At 70.0% G+C, this 18025-nt stretch carries 13 protein-coding genes; 11 read left to right on the top strand and 2 right to left on the bottom strand.

Features of this window, described 5'->3' with window-relative positions; genetic code table 11:
* Position 1 precedes the first annotated feature (1 nt).
* From KIT86_RS04375 to KIT86_RS04400, 6 genes are all read left to right on the top strand, one after another.
* Positions 2–922 (top strand): glyoxylate/hydroxypyruvate reductase A, encoded by a 921-nt coding sequence (locus KIT86_RS04375; RefSeq protein ID WP_297395361.1) that lies wholly within the window; start codon positions 2–4, stop codon positions 920–922.
* Between the two features lie 18 nt (positions 923–940).
* Positions 941–1849: a hydroxymethylglutaryl-CoA lyase gene (locus tag KIT86_RS04380; RefSeq protein WP_297395363.1), complete on the top strand. Its 909-nt coding sequence runs from the start codon at positions 941–943 to the stop codon at positions 1847–1849.
* A gap of 154 nt (positions 1850–2003) precedes the next feature.
* Positions 2004–2645 carry a LysE family transporter gene (locus tag KIT86_RS04385; RefSeq protein ID WP_297395365.1) on the top strand — a complete coding sequence of 214 codons (642 nt, stop codon included), beginning with the start codon at positions 2004–2006 and terminating at the stop codon, positions 2643–2645.
* A gap of 14 nt (positions 2646–2659) precedes the next feature.
* Positions 2660–3169 carry a YbaK/EbsC family protein gene (locus KIT86_RS04390; protein ID WP_297395367.1) on the top strand — a complete coding sequence of 170 codons (510 nt, stop codon included), beginning with the start codon at positions 2660–2662 and terminating at the stop codon, positions 3167–3169.
* Between the two features lie 4 nt (positions 3170–3173).
* Positions 3174–3401, top strand: coding sequence for a DUF1289 domain-containing protein (locus KIT86_RS04395; RefSeq protein ID WP_297395369.1), 228 nt, complete (start codon positions 3174–3176; stop codon positions 3399–3401).
* A 22-nt stretch (positions 3402–3423) separates the two neighbouring features.
* On the top strand, positions 3424–4101 hold the full coding sequence (locus KIT86_RS04400) for a 2-hydroxychromene-2-carboxylate isomerase (RefSeq protein WP_297395370.1): 678 nt from the start codon (positions 3424–3426) through the stop codon (positions 4099–4101).
* A 41-nt stretch (positions 4102–4142) separates the two neighbouring features.
* On the opposite strand, the gene KIT86_RS04405 is transcribed toward KIT86_RS04400, so the two are convergent.
* Complete coding sequence (locus tag KIT86_RS04405; protein WP_297395372.1) at positions 4143–5213, bottom strand: substrate-binding domain-containing protein; 1071 nt, start codon at positions 5211–5213, stop codon at positions 4143–4145.
* A gap of 68 nt (positions 5214–5281) precedes the next feature.
* On the opposite strand from KIT86_RS04405, the gene KIT86_RS04410 reads away from it, so the two are divergent.
* The 3 genes from KIT86_RS04410 (at position 5282) to KIT86_RS04420 (ending at position 10424) form a co-directional block, all read left to right on the top strand.
* On the top strand, positions 5282–7048 hold the full coding sequence (locus tag KIT86_RS04410; protein ID WP_297395374.1) for an NADH-ubiquinone oxidoreductase-F iron-sulfur binding region domain-containing protein: 1767 nt from the start codon (positions 5282–5284) through the stop codon (positions 7046–7048).
* Positions 7045–9891 (top strand): molybdopterin-dependent oxidoreductase, encoded by a 2847-nt coding sequence (locus tag KIT86_RS04415; protein ID WP_297395376.1) that lies wholly within the window; start codon positions 7045–7047, stop codon positions 9889–9891. Before KIT86_RS04410 ends, KIT86_RS04415 begins: the two co-directional genes overlap by 4 nt.
* Before the next feature lie 92 nt (positions 9892–9983).
* Complete coding sequence (locus KIT86_RS04420; RefSeq protein WP_297395377.1) at positions 9984–10424, top strand: universal stress protein; 441 nt, start codon at positions 9984–9986, stop codon at positions 10422–10424.
* Positions 10425–10534: 110 nt separating this feature from the next.
* Here KIT86_RS04420 and KIT86_RS04425 read toward each other — a convergent pair whose 3' ends face one another.
* Positions 10535–11668, bottom strand: coding sequence for an ABC transporter substrate-binding protein (locus KIT86_RS04425; RefSeq protein WP_297395378.1), 1134 nt, complete (start codon positions 11666–11668; stop codon positions 10535–10537).
* A gap of 130 nt (positions 11669–11798) precedes the next feature.
* Here KIT86_RS04425 and uvrA point away from each other — a divergent pair, with 130 nt between their 5' ends.
* The gene (gene uvrA / locus KIT86_RS04430) at positions 11799–17696 is read left to right on the top strand and encodes an excinuclease ABC subunit UvrA (RefSeq protein ID WP_297395380.1); all 5898 of its coding nucleotides are present in this window, start codon (positions 11799–11801) and stop codon (positions 17694–17696) included.
* The gene (locus KIT86_RS04435; RefSeq protein ID WP_297395382.1) at positions 17696–18022 is read left to right on the top strand and encodes a hypothetical protein; all 327 of its coding nucleotides are present in this window, start codon (positions 17696–17698) and stop codon (positions 18020–18022) included. The genes uvrA and KIT86_RS04435 overlap by 1 nt, the downstream gene beginning before the upstream one ends.
* Positions 18023–18025: the final 3 nt, after the last annotated feature.

Consider the following 18025-nt stretch of genomic DNA (forward strand, 5'->3'; position numbering starts at 1 on the left):
CATGAACATCACCTTCTGCTGCGCCAACACCCGGGTGGGCCCCTGGCTGGCCGATCTGCGACTGGCCCTGCCCCAGGCCAACGTCACCGAATGGCACCCCGGCGCACCCCAGGCCGACCACGCCGTGGTCTGGGCGCCGCCGCAACAGTTCATCGACGAACAGCCCGGCCTCAAGGCCCTGTTCAACATCGGCGCGGGGGTGGATGCGCTGCTCAGGCTCAAGCTGCCACCGGCGGCCAGGGTGGTCCGGCTCGACGACGCCGGCATGTCGGTGCAGATGGCGGAGTATGTGTGCCACGCCGTGATCCGCCACTTCCGCGAGTTCGATGCCTACGAGGCCGACGTGGCGCAGGGCCAATGGTCGTACCGCAAGCCGCGCCTGCGGGCCGATTTCCCGGTCGGTGTGCTGGGTCTGGGCGTGCTGGGCGAACGCGTGGCGCGCGCGCTGGCGCAGTTCGATTTTCCGGTGCATGGCTGGAGCCGCACGCCCAAGTCCATCGACGGCGTGATCTGCCACGCCGGCCCGCAGGCCTTCGACAGCTTCCTGGCCTCGTGCCGGGTGCTGGTCAACCTGTTGCCGCTCACGCCCGAGACGCGCGACATCCTCAACCGCGAGACGCTCTCGCGCCTGCGGCCCCAGGCCTACCTGATCAACGTCGCGCGAGGCGACCACCTCGTGGAAGAAGACCTGCTCGCGCTGCTGGAGAGCGGCCACATGGCAGGCGCCACGCTCGACGTGTTCCGCACCGAACCGCTGCCCGCCCAGCATGGTTTCTGGAAACACCCGAAAATCACGGTCACGCCCCACACCTCGGCGCGAACGCTGCGCGAGGAAAGCATCGCCCAGATTGCCGGCAAGATCCTCGCGTTCGAGCGCGGGGAACCCATTGCCGGCGTGGTCGACCCGGTGCGAGGCTACTGACCCCCTCGAAAGAACCCCATGAAACTGCCTTCCCGCGTCCAGCTCATCGACGTTGGCCCCCGCGACGGCCTGCAGAACGAGAAGCAGCCCGTGCCCGCGGCCATCAAGGTCGAGCTGGTGCACCGCCTGCAGGCCGCCGGCCTGAAAGAGATCGAGGTCACCAGCTACGTGAGCCCCAAGTGGGTGCCGCAGATGGCCGACAACCGCGAGGTCATGAGCGCCATCCGCCGCCAGGCCGGCGTGCGCTACTCGGTGCTCACGCCCAACCTCAAGGGCTTCGATGCCGCCGTGGCCGACCGGCCCGACGAGATCGTGGTATTCGGCGCGGCCAGCGAGGCCTTCAGCCAGAAGAACATCAACTGCTCGATCGCCGAGAGCATCGAGCGCTTCGCGCCCGTGGTCGAGGCCGCGCGCGCGGCCGGCATCGCCGTGCGCGGCGCAATGAGTTGCACCGTGGGCTGCCCCTACGAGGGCGAGGTTGCGCCCGAGCGCGTGGGCTACCTAGCGGGCCTCATGAAAGGCATTGGCGTGCAGCGCGTGGACGTGGCCGACACCATCGGCGTGGGCACGCCGCGCAAGGTGCAGGCCGCCATGGAGGCCACGCTCAAGCACTTCGGCATCGACCAGGTCTCGGGCCACTTCCACGACACCTACGGCCAGGCGCTCTCCAACACCCTGGCCGCGCTGGAGATGGGGGTCTGGAACTTCCAGTCCTCCGTGTCCGGCCTGGGCGGTTGCCCCTACGCCAAGGGCGCCACCGGCAACGTGGCGACCGAGGACGTGGTCTACCTGCTGCACGGCATGGGCATCGCCACCGGCATCGACCTTGATGCGCTGGTGGACGCCGGCGTCTACATCAGCGAGCAGCTCGGCCGGCCCACCGGTTCGCGCGTGGCTCGCGCACTGCTCGCCAAACGCGCGGGTTGACATGAGGTCAGCCCTGCCGCGCTCTGCGCGACTCCCTCAAGGGGGCCACGCCAGCGGCCCGGCAACGCCGGTTCCGCGGTGTTTCCGGGCTGGTATCGTTTGTGGCGGGGCTCATCGTCCGCCGCGCAGCAGATCAAACTGAGAAAGACATTCCATGGAATTGCAAGTCTGGATGGCGTATTTCGTGGCCTCGTGGGCCATCGCGCTCTCGCCCGGCTCGGGCGCGGTGCTGTCGATGACGCACGGCCTGGCCTATGGCGTGAAGAAAACCAGCATGACCATCGCGGGCCTGCAGCTGGGGCTGGCGGTGATCCTGCTCGTGGCCGGTGTGGGCGTCGGGGCCTTGCTGCTGGCCTCGGCCACGGCCTTTACCGTGGTGAAGTTCGCGGGGGCGGGTTACCTGATCTGGCTGGGTTTCAATCAGTGGCGCGCCCGGGTGGGCGTGGTGCCGGAAGCGGGCGAAGCCGCAGCGGCGCGGGTGGCCGTGCCCTCGGCGCGCGAGCGCTTCGCCATCGGCTTCTTCACCAACGTGACCAACCCCAAAGGGATTGTGTTCATGGTGGCCGTGCTGCCGCAGTTCATCGATCCCGCGCGCGGTCTCTGGCTGCAGTTGCTGATCCTGCTGGCCACCACCGTGACGGTGGACCTGATCGTGATGCACGGCTACGCCTTCCTCGCCTCGCGCGCCCAGCGCTGGCTCGCCACGGCCCGCGCCCGGCGGGCGCAGAACCGTGTGTTCGGCGGCGTGCTTATGGCCATGGGCGCGAGCCTGTTGCTCGTCAAGCGCGCGGCATGAGGAGCGGCACGAGCATGTGTGGCGCCGAACTTCATTCCCTGCCCGAGACGGTGCAGCGCGTGGCGCGCGTGCTGCAGGACGCGGGCCATGACCACGGGCCCGTGATGCTCGACGATGCCGCGCGCACCGCGCAGCAGGCGGCCGATGCGCTCGGTGTGGCCCTGGGCCAGATCGCCAAGAGCATCATCTTCCGCCGCAAGAGCGACGACGCGGCCGTGCTGGTCATCACCTCGGGCGACCTGCGGGTGGACGAGAAGAAGGTGCAGGCCCTCGTGTGCACCGACGGCGGCAAACTCGGCCGGGCCGACGCCGACTTCGTCAAGGCGCGCACCGGCTTCTCCATCGGCGGTGTCTCGCCGCTGGCGCACGCCGTCGCGCCCGTGACGTTGATCGACGCGCAGCTCTCGCGCTTCGACGAGATCTGGGCCGCGGCCGGCCACCCGCACGCCGTGTTCCGCCTCAGCCCCGCCCAACTGCAGTCGCTGACCGGCGCGCCGGTTCACGACGTCACCGTGGAGGCTTGAACGCATGAGCCTCGAGACCCCCGCCATCACCCTGCGGGCCGCGCGCCGCCGCGCAGGGCTCAGGCCGGGCGTGCCTTCGCCCTGCATCTCGGTCTGCGAGATGGACGAGGCCCGCAGCCGCTGCAAGGGGTGTTTCCGCACGCTCGACGAGATCGGCTGCTGGAGCCGCGCCAGCGATGCGGAGAAGTTGTTGATCTGGCAGCAGATCGAAGCCCGGCAACTGGCGCCCTGACGCCATCGTCCACGAGACCGCCATGACCGACATCGACTTCTTCTACGACCCGATCTCGCCCTACGCCCACCTCGCGTTCGAACGCTTGCCCGAGGCCTTGATGGGCCACAGCCTGCAGGTGCACTACCGGCCCGTGCTCTTCGCCGCGCTGCTCAAGGCACACGGCCAGCTCGGCCCGGCCGAGATCCCGGCCAAGCGCGACTGGACCTACCGCCACGTGAGCTGGCTCGCGCACCACCACGGCGTCGTGCTCGACATGCCGGCCGCCCACCCGTTCAACCCGCTGCCCCTGCTGCGCCTGGGCCTGGCCTGCGCGACGGACGACGCACCGGGCGAGACCAACCGCTACGTCACCGAGTTGCTGTTGCGCCACGTGTGGCGCGGCGGGCTGGACGCCGCCGACCCGGCGCGCCTGGCCGCGCTGCAGGCCCTGCTGGAGGACCACATGGCCCAGCGCGGCAAGCCCTGGCAGGCGCCCGACAGCGAGGTGGTCAAGCAGCGCCTGCGCGCCAACACCGACGAAGCGCTGGCGCTCGGTCTGTTTGGCGTGCCGTCGATGCGCGTGGACGGCCGCGTGTTCTGGGGGCACGACGCCCTGCCCATGTTGCGCGCCCATCTGGACGGCGACACCTGGTTCGACGAGCAGTGGCAGGCCTCGGCGCAGCGGCCCGAAGGCGTGCGCCGGCCGCGCACGGGCTAGCCGCCGGGCAGGCCCCTCGGGTGGCCGTGCCCTGTGCGGGCTTACGTCGGAAAGGCCGCGGCCACGCTCATCACCTCGCCGGTGCGGGCGGCTTCATACCCCTTGAGCGCGGCCACGCGCGAGCGAAACGCCGGCGAGCGCAGCACCGTGAGCACCGGGCGCAGTTCCGCGCGGTCCAGCGCGTCCGCCGGCAAGGCGAAGAAATAGCGCTCCTTGAGCAGGGGGATGAAATGCAGGCCGAATCGATGCGCGGCGGTCTGCACGCCGATGCCCACGTCGGCCATGCCGCTGGCGACGTAGGCGGCCACGGCGGCGTGGGTGAGTTCGGTGTTGTCGTGGCCTGCCACCGCTTGCGGCGCGATGCCTTCGCGCCGGAGCAGCAGGTCGGTCAGCACCCGCGTGCCCGAACCCTCGGGCCGGTTGACGAACCGCACCCCGGGTCGCGCGAGATCGCCCAGCCCGCGCAACCCGAGGGGGTTGCCCGGCGCCACAAACAGGCCCTGCGTGCGAACCGCCAACAGCACCAGCAGGTGCTGGTCCGGTTTGAGCCAGGTCAGGTAGCGCTGGGCGGCGGCCGCCTCGAATTCGCCCAGCGGCACGTGAAACCCCGCCAGCTCGCAGTCGCCCTGTGCGAGCGCGGCCACGGCCTCCAGGCTGCTGCGGTAGCGCAGCTCCACCGGCACCTGGCGTGCCGCGAGCTGCTCGCGCAAGGCGGCCACCGCGAAGCCGTGGCTCGCGTGCAGGCGCGGCACGGCGCGCTGGCGGCGCTGCACGCGACCGAGCTCGCCTTCGAGTTCCGAGGCGAGGGACTCCAGCAGCGGTTGCAGGCGCGCGCCAATGCGCGCGTCGGCCCAGATGAGCTTTTCGCCCAGCGGTGTGAGCGCCGAGCCCCGGCCCCGGCCGCGCACCAGCAGCGCCTGGCCGAACAGCTGCTCGGCCGCTTGCAGCAGGCCCCAGGCATGGCGGTACGAGAGGCCCAGCTCGCGCCCCGCCTGCGAGATGCTGCCCGAACCCTGCACGGCCGCGAGCAGGCCGAGCAGGGTGTTGGCGTCGAGGGCGGGGCCGTCTTCCTGGGCGATGCGCCATTGGGGCTGGAGGGTGATGCGCAACATGGGGAGAAGCCCGACTTTATGAACTGCCAAACATATTAAAACAACCCATACGGTGCTACGCTGAAAAGATGAGCACAACAACGGCCCACGAAGCCCCCGGACGCGCCACGGGCGCGGTGATTCCCATCCGCCCCATCGAGGCCATGGGGCGCGGCAAGGCGCGCCACACGCCCAAGGGGCGGCAGACCTCGCCCGAAGCGCGCGAGCGCGTTGCCGCGCTGTGCGAAGGGCTGGCGCCGCGCGCCGACCTGCTGATCGAGCACTTGCACCGCTTGCAGGACGGCGAGGGCGCCTTGCGCCATGGCCACCTGGCCGCGCTGGCCGAGCGCCTGCGGCTCAGCCAGGTGGAGGTGTTCGAGGTGGCGAGCTTCTACCATCACTTCGAGATCGTGGACGACGCCGCACCGGTGCCGAAGACCGTGGTGCGTGTGTGCACCAGCCTCTCGTGCGCCATGGCCGGCGGCGAACAACTCCTCGGCGATCTGCAGACCGCGCTGGCCGGCGATGCCGAGGTTCGCGCGCAAGCCGCGCCCTGCATTGGCCAGTGCCATGTGGCGCCCGCCGCCTGCGTGGGCCAGCGACAGCTGCCGCATGCGAGCGTGGCCGATGTGCAGGCCTTGCTGGCGCGCCGGGACACCGGTCCGCGCCAACTGCCCGCGCCCGCGCCTTCGGAATTCCAGCAGCTGCGGCGCCTGCTCTCGGGCGGGCTGAGCGCCGAACAGGTGCTGGCCGAGCTCAAGGCCTCCAACCTGCGCGGTCTGGGCGGTGCGGGCTTTCCTTCCTGGCGCAAGTGGGAGACGGTGCGCGCCCAGCCCGGCCCGCGCCACATGGTGGTCAACATCGACGAGGGCGAGGTCGGCACCTTCAAGGACTGGCAGGTGCTGAGCAGCGCCGAGGCGGGCGCACCGCAGATGCTCGAAGGCCTGCTGATCGCCGCCGAGGTGGTGGGCGTTTCGCACGCCTGGATCTACCTGCGCGACGAGTACCACGACGTGCGCGAACTGTTCACGCGCGAGCTCGCGCGGCTGGACGCCACCCTGCAGGCGCTGGCCGCCCAGTACCCTGGTTACACCCCTGCGCGCATCGAGTTGCGGCGCGGTGCGGGTGCCTACATCTGCGGCGAGGAATCGGCGCTGATCGAATCGGTGGAGGGCAAGCGCGGCCTGCCCCGCCTCAAGCCGCCCATCGTCGCCGTGCACGGCGTGTTCGGCCGGCCCACGCTGGCGCACAACCCCGAAACCTTGTGGTGGCTTCCCCTGATCCTGGAGAAGGGTGGGGCCTGGCTGGCGGGCGAGGGGCTGCGCGGGCGCACCGGCCTGCGGCGGTTCTCGGTCTCGGGCCGGGTCAACAAGCCTGGCGTCCACCTGGCGCCCGCCGGCATCACGCTGCGCGAACTGGTCAACGAACACGCGGGCGGCATGGCCGAGGGCCACACGCTGTATGCCTACCTGCCCGGTGGCGCCTCGGGCGGCATCCTGCCGGCCTCGCTGGCGGACGTGCCGCTGGACTTCGACACCCTGGTCGACCACGGCAGCTTCATCGGCTCCATGGCCGTGGTGGTGATGAGCCAGCACGACACGGCGCGCGGCGCCGCGCTCAACCTCATGCAGTTCTTCGAACACGAATCCTGCGGCCAGTGCACGCCCTGCCGCGCCGGCACCACGAAAGCGGTGCAGCTCATGCAGGCACCGGTGTGGGATGCGCCGCTGCTGGGCGAGCTGTCGCAGGTGATGCGCGACGCCAGCATCTGCGGCCTGGGCCAGGCCGCGCCCAATCCGGTGGACAGCGTGCTGCGCTTCTTCCCCCATGAAGTGAACGCCGGAGGTGCGGCATGAAGACCGACGACCTGCCCCTGGACGCGACGCCGATCGCCTTCACCCTCAACGGCCGAGCGCTCGAAGCCGCGCCCGGTGAAACCATCCTGAAAGCCGCGCAGCGCGCGGGCGTCGAGATACCGCACCTGTGCCACAAGGACGGCCTGCGCAGCCCGGGCAACTGCCGCGCCTGTGTGGTCGACATCGAGGGCGAGCGCGTGCTTGCGCCGTCGTGCTGCCGCGCACCCAGCGCCGGCATGGTGGTGCACAGCGACAACGCGCGCGCCAGCGCCGCGCAGAAGACCGTGCTGGAACTGCTGCTGTCCGATGCGCCCGACACCACGGCGCTCAAGTTCGACAGCGAACTCGCGCACTGGGCCGAGGTGGCCGGTGCCTTGCCCGGGCGCTTCCCCGCCCGCCGCGCCACCGTGCAAGACCTCAGCCACCCCGCGATGGCGGTGAACCTGGATGCCTGCATCCAGTGCACGCGCTGCATCCGCGCCTGCCGCGAGACCCAGGGCAACGACGTGCTGGGCCTGGCCTTCCGTGGCGGCCACGCGCAGATCGTGTTCGACCAGAACGATCCCATGGGCGCGAGCACCTGCGTGGCCTGCGGCGAATGCGTGCAGGCCTGCCCCACGGGCGCCATCGCACCGGCCAACGGCGCCTATGCCAGACCTTCACAAAGGCAGGTGGATTCGGTCTGCCCCTTCTGCGGCGTGGGCTGCCAGCTCACGTACCACGTCAACGACGACAAGATCGAACACGTCGAGGGCATGGCAGGGCCGGCCAACGAAGGCCGCCTGTGCGTCAAGGGCCGATTCGGTTTCGACTACGCGCACAGCCCCGAGCGCCTCACGCGCCCGCTGATCCGCCGCGCTGGCGTGCCCAAGGACCCAAGCGGCGAGCTGCGCCGCCTCACGCCCGAACAGGTGCGCGAGCGCTTCCGGGAAGCCAGCTGGGACGAGGCGCTGGACGCCGCCGCCGAGGGCTTCCGGAAGGCCCTGGCCGCCACCCCGGCGCGCGGGCGCCAGGGGCCGGTGGCCGGTTTCGGCTCGGCCAAGGGCACCAACGAAGAGGCCTACCTGTTCCAGAAGCTGATCCGCACCGCGTTCGACACGCACAACGTGGACCACTGCACCCGCCTGTGCCATGCCTCCAGCGTGGCGGCGCTGATGGAAGGCCTGGGCTCGGCGGTGGTCACCAACCCGCTGCGCGACGTGCAGTTCGCCGATTTCGTGCTGCTGATCGGCGCCAACCCGGCGCAGAACCATCCGGTGGGCGCGACCTGGATCAAGAACGCCGTGAAGAAGAACGGCCTGAAGCTGGTGCTGGCCGATCCGCGGCGCACCGAGCTCGCGCGACACAGCTGGAAGCACCTGGGCTTCAAGTCGGGCACCGACGTGGCCTTGCTCAACGCGCTGCTGCACACCATCGTGTTCGAGGGTCTCACCGACCCGGCCTACATCGAGGCCCACACGCTGGACTTCGCGCAGCTCAAGGCGCACCTGGTGGACTTCTCGCCCGAGGCCATGGCGCCGGTCTGCGGCATCGACGCGGCCACGCTGCGCGAGGTCGCGCGCGCCTACGCCAGCGCGAAGAACGCCATGATTCTCTGGGGCATGGGCATCAGCCAGCACACGCACGGCACCGACAACGCGCGCTGTCTGATCGCGCTCGCGCTGGTCACCGGCCAGATCGGCCGGCCCGGCACCGGCCTGCACCCGCTGCGCGGCCAGAACAACGTGCAGGGGGCGAGCGACGCCGGACTCATTCCCATGGTGCTGCCCGACTACCAGCGCGTGGCCGACGGCCCGGCGCGCGAGAAGGCCGAGCGCCTGTGGAAGCTGGCGCCGGGTACGCTGCGAAGCGAGGCCGGCCTGACCGTGGTGGAGATCATCGATGCGGCTTACCGCAAGGAGATCCGCGCCATGCTGATCCAGGGCGAGAACCCGGCCATGAGCGATCCCGACGCGGCCCATGCGCGCGAAGCGCTCGCCGGGCTGGACCACCTGGTGGTGCAGGACATCTTCCTGACCGAAACCGCCAGCCTGGCCGACGTGGTGTTGCCGGCCACCGCCTGGCCCGAGAAAACCGGCAGCGTGACCAACACCGACCGCTGCGTGCAGCTCGGCCGCAAGGCCGTGCCCGCGCCGGGCGAGGCCCGCGCCGATGCGTGGATCACCGAACAGCTCGCCTGCCGCCTGGGCCTGGGCTGGACCTATGGCGTCGCGGCCGATGGCAGCGCGAGCGACGATGCGCAGCAGGGCATCGGCGCGGTGTTCGAAGAGATGCGCGCGCTCATGCCCAGCATTGCCGGCCTGTCGTGGTCGCGCTTGCGCCGCGAGGGCGCGGTCACCTACCCGGTCTCGGACGAGGCCGATCCCGGCCAGCCGGTGGTGTTCACCGACCGATTCCCCACGCCCACGGGCCGCGCCCTGCTGGTGGGCGCGGTGCTCACGCCACCGGCCGAGCAGCCCGACGCCGAGTTCCCCCTGGTGCTGATCACCGGGCGCCAGCTCGAACACTGGCACACCGGCAGCATGACGCGGCGCAGCGGCGTGCTCGATGCGCTCGAGCCCGGTCCGGTGGTGAGTCTGCACCCCGAGACCGCGGCGCGCCTGGGCCTGGCGGCGGGCGCGAGTGCCCAGGTGCGCTCGCGCCGCGGCGATGTGGCCCTGCCCGTGCGGCTGGACGACGGCATGCCGCGCGAGACCGCGTTCATTCCGTTCGCCTACGCGGAGGCCGCGGCCAACCTGCTCACCAACCCCGCCCTGGACCCGGTGGGCAAGATCGCGGAATTGAAGTACTGTGCGGTGGACGTGCGGCCCTTCGTGGCGGCGCGTGATCCGGCCCGGCATTGACCTGCCTTCACTGGGCAGGCCGACGGGACTCCTACGATGAACCACCCGCCCCCCGGGGCGGGTGGTTCACATCTCTTTCAAGGAGAGCCACCATGTTCAAGAAAATCCTCGTGCCCACCGACGGTTCCACGCTGGCCGCGCAGGCCACCACAGTGGCGCTGGGGCTGGCCAAGAGCCTCAACGCGCAGATCATCGGCGTCAACGTGATCGATCCGTTCCCTTACATCGGCGTCGGCGACGCCTCGGCCGTGGGCCTGCAGGCCTACCTGACCGAAGCCAAGAGCGCGGCAGGCCAGGCGCTCAATGCGGTGCGTCAGGCCTGCGAGGCCCAGGGCGTGGTGTTCGCGGCGGGTGACACCATCGAGCGCAACGTGGTCTACGAAGGCATCATCGAGACCGCCGAGGCCGAGGGCTGCGACCTGATCGTGATGGGCTCCCACGGGCGCCAGGGCGTCAAAGCCCTCATTCTGGGCAGCGTGGCCCAGAAGGTGCTGACGCACGCGAAAGTCCCCGTCCTGATCGTCAAGTCGTAAGCACCCCTGCGTCGCCTGCGGCGCCTCCCCCCGCCAGGGGGGCGACACCTGAGGCCCGGCGAAGCCGGTTCCTCGGTGTCTCTGGATGGGCCGCTTCTCGCGGAGCGGTGTTATCTCCTGAACTTGCCGCTCGCGTCGACGATCGAGAGATCGGCGAAATCCAGCCCGGTGTGGTTGGTCGGGCTGTAGTGCACGGTCAGGCCACCCAGGTCGTAGCTCTTGAGGCTCTCCAGCGCGTCGCGCAGGGCCACCGGCGTGGGGTTGGGGCCGGCGCGGCGCAGGCCCTCGGTCAGGACCTTGGCGGCCGCGTAGCCCTCCATCATCGCGGGCGAGACGCCCGGCAGGCCCTTGGCCTTGGCGAACTCCTGCGCTTCCTTGATCAGGCCGTAGGCCACCGAGCGCTCGTTGGGAAACACCTGGGTCACGATCACGCCGCGCGCGTGTTCGCCCAGCAGCTTGATGAAGCCGTCCGACGCGTTGTTGGAGAGCGTGACCACCTGCGCGCGCGAGCCGGCGGCCCGCACCGCCTTGACCGCATTGGCCGTGTTGCCCGCCGAGCCGATCACCATCACCGCCTGCGCGTTGCTTTCGTTGACCCGCTTGGACAGGTCGGTGAAGTCGGGCTTGTCGCGCGGGAACTTTTCATGCAGGACCGGCTTGAGCTGGGCCTTCTCGAAACCCTTGAGCGCACCGGCGGCCGAGTCGGCGCCGAAGGAGTCGTCGGTCTCCAGCACCGCGATGCGCGTGATGCCGATGCTTGCCAGGTGCTCGATGGCCTTGGCGGCCTCGCGCTGGTAGGTGGCGCGCACGTTGAACACCCAGGGGTTGACCGGCTGGTGCAGCACCATGGCACCGGTGCTGGGGCCGACCAGCGGCACCTTGAGCTCGGCCAGCATGGGCAGCAGGGCCTGCGAGTGCGGCGTGCCCCGGTTCAGGAACAGGGCCAGCACGCGTTGCTTCGTGATCAGTTCGCGCGCCACGTCCACCGTGACCTTGGGGTCGAACTGGTCGTCCACCGTGATCAGCTCGATCTTCTGGCCATTGACGCCGCCGCGCGCGTTGATCGTGTCGAAATACAGCTGGGCACCCTCATGGTTCTCCTTCACCCCGGCCGCCACCGAGCCGGTGAAGCCCGAAGGCATGCCCACGCGCAGCTGGGCCCATGCGGGGACCGAAAAAGCCAGCAGACCGGTCAGCGCCCAGGCCGTGCAGACCTGGCTTGAAAACAAGCGGATTCGTTTCATATAGGCGTCTCCTTGGGTGAGCCGAGTCTATGCACCCGGCGGGCGCAGGAAATTGTGGATATGACCTACCGCACAGATGCTTTGTCACACCCCTCCGTAGAATCTTCGCGTCCCCCTCTGGAGCCCATGCATGTCCGATGCCTTTCTGCCCGCCGATCCATCCGTGGGCGCGATTTCAACCGTGTCCGAGGCGCAAGGGCGCGACCACCCGACAGAAGGCGGCTCCGGGCTGATCCGCATCCGGGGCGCTCGCCAGCACAACCTCAAGAACCTCGACCTCGACATCCGCACGGGTGAACTCACGGTGGTCACCGGGCCCAGTGGCTCGGGCAAGTCCAGCCTGGTGTTCGACACCCTGTTTGCCGAGGGCCAGCGCCGCTACGTCGAGACCTTCAGCGCCTACGCGCGCCAGTTTCTGGACCGCATGGACAAGCCCGCCGTCGACCGGGTCGAAGGGGTTCCCCCGGCGATCGCGATCGACCAGACCAACCCGGTGCGCTCCTCGCGCTCCACCGTGGGCACCATGACGGAGCTCAACGACCACCTCAAGCTGCTGTTCGCCCGGGGTGCCGACCTGTTTGACCGCGACACCGCGCTGCCGGTGCGGCACGACTCGCCCGAGTCGATCTATGCCGAACTCAAGGCCCGCGCGGCCTCCCCCGGGAGCCAGGGGGCCCCGGCCAATGATCCGCGCCTGGTCCTGACTTTTCCGGTCGAATTGCCGGCCAGCACCACGCCCGAGGAAGTCGAGCAATGGCTCTCGGCCAGTGGCTACACCCGCGTGCAGGCCGAGCGGGTGGTTCAGCGGGCCGCCAAAGAGGCGGTTGCGCCAGCGAAAACCGGCAAGAAGGCGCAGCCGGCCATCGAGTCGGTGAAGGTGCTCGACGTGGTGGCCGATCGCTTCCGCATCGGCACGGTCGAGCCCGCGCGCGCGATGGAGGCCATCGAAGCCGGCCTCAAGCGCGGTGGCGGCAAGCTCATGGTCTATGTGCTGGCCGACGAGGGCGAGCCCGAGATCTGGCGCTTCAGCACCGGCTTGCATTGCCCCGAAAGCGACATCCGCTACAACGAACCCACGCCCTCCATGTTCTCGTTCAACTCGGCCGTGGGCGCCTGCGATGCCTGCCGGGGCTTCGGGCGCGTGATCGGGGTGGACTACGGCCTGGTCATCCCCAACGACAAGCTCACGCTGCGTGCCGGCGCGGTCAAGGTGTTCCAGACGCCCGCGTGGAAGGAGTGCCAGGACGACATGATGCGGCACGCCGAGGCCGCCGGCATCCCGCGCGACACGCCCTGGGCCAAGCTCACGCCCGAGCAGCAGCATTGGGTGAAGGCGGGTTCGCCCTCGTGGAACGGCAAGTGGAACCAGCAGTGGTACGGCGTGGACCGCTTCTTCGAATACCTGGAGAGCAAGGCCTACAAGATGCACATCCGTGTGCTGCTGTCCAAGTACCGCAGCTACACCGAGTGCCCGAGCTGCCATGGCGCGCGCCTCAAGACCGACAGCCTGCTCTGGCGCATCGGCAGCAAGGCCCAGGCCGATGCCGTGCTCCCTCCGCACAAGCGCTACCTGCCGCAGGGCGTGAAGTGGAGCCGCGCGCAGCTCGAGGCACTGCCCGGCCTGTGCCTGCACGATTTGATGCTGATGCCGCTGGACAAGCTGCGCGGCTTCTTCGCCTCGCTCAACGCCACGCTGGTCCCGCCCGGCAGCGAGGCGGCCGGCGCCGGCCAGGCGCAGGCGCTGCGCCTGCTGTTCGAGGAGATCAACACCCGCATCCGCTACCTGTGCGAGGTCGGCATCGGCTACCTCACGCTGGACCGCCAGAGCCGCACGCTCAGCGGTGGCGAGGTGCAGCGCATCAACCTCACCACCGCCCTGGGTACCTCGCTGGTGAACACGCTGTTCGTGCTTGACGAGCCCAGCATCGGCCTGCACCCGCGCGACATGGCGCGCATCAACGACGCCATGCTGCGCCTGCGCGATGCGGGCAACACACTGGTGGTGGTGGAGCACGATCCGGCCGTGATGCTCGCGGCCGACCGCCTGATCGACATGGGGCCCGGCCCGGGTGAGCGGGGCGGGCAGATCGTGTTCGACGGCACGCCCGAGGCGATCCGCTCGGCCGACACGCTCACAGGCGCCTACCTGGGCTCGCGCAAAACCATCGGCATGGGCTTCAAGCGCATGGTCACCGACAGCACGCCGCGCCTCATCCTCGAAGGGGCGCGCGAACACAACCTCAAGGACGTGTCGGTCGAGTTCCCGCTGCAGCGCCTGGTGGTGGTCACCGGCGTGTCGGGTTCGGGCAAGTCCAGCCTGATCCAGGACGTGCTGGCACCCGCGCTGCTGCGCCATTTCGGCAAATCCACCGAGAGCCCGGGCGCGCACGACCGCCTGCTCGGGGCCGACTTGCTCTCCGAGGTGGTGTTCGTCGACCAGTCGCCCATTGGCAAGACGGCGCGCTCCAACCCGGTGAGCTACGTGGGCGCGTGGGACGCGATCCGTGCGCTGTTCGCCGAGGCGCCGCTGTCGCGCCAGCGCAGCTACACGCCGGCCAAGTTCAGCTTCAACAGCGGCGACGGGCGCTGCCCCACCTGCGGCGGTTCGGGCTTCGAGCACGTGGAGATGCAGTTCCTGAGCGACGTGTACCTGCGTTGCCCGGACTGCGACGGCAAGCGCTACCGGCCCGAGATCCTGGAGGTCAGGATCCAGCGCGGGGGCCGCTCGCTCAACGTGGCCGAGGTGCTGGACCTCACCGTGAGCGAGGCCGCCGCGCTCTTCGCGGGGGATCGCGAGGTGATCCGCGTGCTACAGCCCATCGTGGACGTGGGCCTGGAGTACGTCAAGCTCGGCCAGCCCGTGCCCACGCTCTCCGGTGGCGAGGCGCAGCGCCTCAAGCTGGCGGGCTTCCTGGCCGAGGCCTCGAAGAACGGCAGCGCCAGCCGCCAGGCGGTGGCGCGCAAGGGCACGCTCTTCCTGTTCGACGAGCCCACCACCGGCCTGCACTTCGACGACATCGCCAAGCTCATGCGCAGCTTGCGCAAGCTGCTCGACGCCGGCCATTCGCTGGTGGTGATCGAACACAACCTGGACGTGATCCGATCGGCCGACTGGCTGATCGACCTCGGCCCCGAGGGGGGTGAGGCCGGTGGCCTGATCGTGGCCGAGGGCCCGCCCGAGTCCGTGCGCGAGCACGCCAGCAGCCACACGGCGAAGGCCCTTCGCGAGTACGCGCTGGCCATGGGCGAGGTGCACGAGGTGCGCGAAGGCCGGTCCAAGGGCCTGCAGCCGGCGCGCGCGCGCAACGAGGGGCCGCACGCCCACGCCATCCGCATCGTCAACGCCAAGGAGCACAACCTCAAGAACCTCAGCGTGGACATCCCGCGCGGCAAGTTCAACGTCATCTCCGGCGTGAGCGGCTCGGGCAAATCCACGCTGGCCTTCGACATCCTGTTCAACGAAGGCCAGCGGCGCTACCTTGAAAGCCTCAACGCCTATGCGCGCAGCATCGTCCAGCCTGCAGGCCGGCCCGAGGTGGATGCGGTCTACGGCATCCCGCCCACCGTGGCGATCGAGCAGCGCCTCTCGCGCGGCGGCCGCAAGTCCACCGTGGGCACCACCACCGAGGTGTGGCACTTCCTGCGCCTGCTGTACGTGAAGCTGGGCACGCAGCACTGCGTGCACGACGGCGCCGCCGTGATGCCGCAGAGCACCGACAGCATCGCCGCGGCCATCCTCGCGCGCTACAAGGGCCAGCACATCGGCCTGCTCGCGCCGCTGGTGGTCAACCGCAAGGGGGTGTACACCGAGCTGGCCGACTGGGCGCGCCCACGCGGCCACACCCACCTGCGGGTGGACGGCGAGTTCCTGCCCACCACCGGGTTCCCGCGCATCGACCGTTTCAAGGAACACACCATCGAATTGCCGGTGGCCGACTTCGTCGTCAGCGCCGACGACGAAGCCGCGCTGCGCCGCGAGCTGAACAAGGCGCTGGAGATCGGCAAGGGCGTGGTGCATGTGCTCACCCCGCTCGACGGCCTGGCCCAGGCCCTGGCCGAGGGCGCGTCCACGCGCGAGCTGGGCACGCTGGAGGTGTTCTCCACCACGCGCGCCTGCCCGGTCTGCGCCACCAGCTACCCCGAGCTCGATCCGCGCCTCTTCTCCTACAACAGCAAGCACGGCTGGTGCCCCGACTGCGTGGGCACCGGCGTGAAGCTGTCGAAAGACCAGCGCAAGGCGCTGGACGATTCGGTGCGGGACGACAAGGAAAAGGGCCGTGAGCAGAGCTTTGCCGAACCCGAGGTGGAGGACCTGGTGGACGAGGCCTGCCCGGCCTGCGCCGGCACGCGCCTGAACCCGCAGGCGCGCGCGGTGCGCTTCGCTGGCGTGGGCATCACCGATGTGGCCTGCCTCTCAGTGCGCGAGGTCAGGACTTGGGTGCAAGGGCTGATGAAAGACCTGGCGCTCAGCGCGCGAGAGGCTGACATCGCGCGCGACCTGTTGCCTGAAATCGAAAGCCGGCTGGCCTTCCTGGAAGAGGTGGGCCTGAACTACCTCACGCTGGACCGGGGTGCGCCCACGCTCAGCGGCGGCGAGGCGCAGCGCATCCGCCTGGCGGCCCAGCTGGGCAGCAACCTGCAGGGCGTGTGCTATGTGCTCGACGAGCCCACCATCGGCCTGCACGCGCGCGACAACGCCATCCTGCTCAACGCCCTGCACAAGCTGGGCGACCAGGGCAACACCCTGGTGGTGGTGGAGCACGACGAGGACACCATCCGCCGTGCCGACCACATCATCGACATCGGTCCCAGCGCGGGCAAGCGCGGCGGGCGCGTGGTGGCCCAGGGCTCGGTGGACGATCTGTCGGCCAACGCCGACTCGGTGACCGGGCGCTACCTGCTGCACGCCATGAAGCACCCGCTGCAAGCGCGCCGCGGCGTGCTGCCGGCGCTCGACGAGGGCGCGCCCTGGCTGCGCGTGCGCGGTGCCAACCTGCACAACCTCAGCGACCTCGACGCTGCCGTGCCACTTCAGCGCCTGGTCGTCATCACCGGCGTGTCGGGCTCGGGCAAGTCCACGCTCGCGCGCGACGTGCTGCTGACCAACGTGGCCGCCGCCGTCAGCCAGCGCAGCACCAAGGCCGGGCGCGATGCCATGGACAAGGGCAAATTCCCCGCGTGGAGCGGCTGCGCCGGCGTGAGCGGCTTCGAGACCGTGGACCGCGTGCTCGAAGTCGACCAGACCCCGATCGGCAAGACCCCGCGCAGCTGCCCGGCCACCTACATCGGTTTCTGGGACACGGTGCGCAAGCTGTTCGCCGACACGCTGGAAGCCAAGGCGCGCGGCTACGGCCCGGGCCGCTTCAGCTTCAACACCGGCGAAGGCCGCTGCCCGGCCTGCGAAGGCCAGGGCATGCGCACCATCGAGATGAGCTTCCTGCCCGACGTGAAGGTGCCCTGCGAGGTCTGCCACGGCGCGCGCTTCAACCCCGAGACCCTGGCCGTGACCTGGAAGGGCAAGAGCATCGGCGACGTGCTGCAGATGGAGGTGGACGAGGCGGTGGACTTCTTCGCCAGCATGCCCAACATCAGCCACCCGCTGCAACTGCTCAAGGACGTGGGCCTGGGCTATCTCACGCTGGGCCAGCCCAGCCCCACCCTCAGCGGCGGCGAGGCGCAGCGCATCAAGCTGGTGACCGAACTCAGCAAGGTGCGCGACGACGTGACGCGCCGGGGCCAGAAGGCGCCGCACACGCTCTACGTGCTCGACGAGCCCACGGTGGGCCTGCACATGGCCGACGTGGAAAAGCTCATCCGCGTGCTGCACCGCCTGGTGGACGGCGGCCACAGCGTGGTGGTGATCGAGCACGACCTGGACGTGATGGCCGAGGCCGACTGGATCATCGACCTGGGGCCCGAGGGCGGCAACGGCGGTGGCCGCATCGTGGCCGCCGCCCCGCCCGACGAGGTCGTGCGGCTGGGCACGCACACCGGCAAGGTGCTGGGGCCGGTGCTGGCGCGGACCTGATGGACGCAGGCCAGGTCATCCACATCCACGCCGATGCGCCTGCCAAGCCGGTGCTCGGCGCTCCCTGCAACGGCTGCGGTGTGTGTTGCCTGGCCGAGCCCTGCCCGCTGGGGCGGGTGATCTCGCGCAAGCGCTTCGGCGCGTGCGACGCGCTGCGCTGGGATGCTGCGTTGTCGCTCTACCGCTGCGGCGCGCTCACCGATGCGCGCGGCGTGCTCGGCCCGCGCTGGCGCTGGGCGGCACCGGTGTTTCAGCGGCTGGCGCGGCGCTGGATCGCGGCCGGCGTGGGCTGCGATGCCTCGCTGCAGGCCGAGCGCAGCGACTGAGCG

Origin of the sequence: Hydrogenophaga sp. (assembly GCF_026125825.1) — a bacterium.
Taxonomy (GTDB): Bacteria; Pseudomonadota; Gammaproteobacteria; order Burkholderiales; family Burkholderiaceae_C; genus Hydrogenophaga.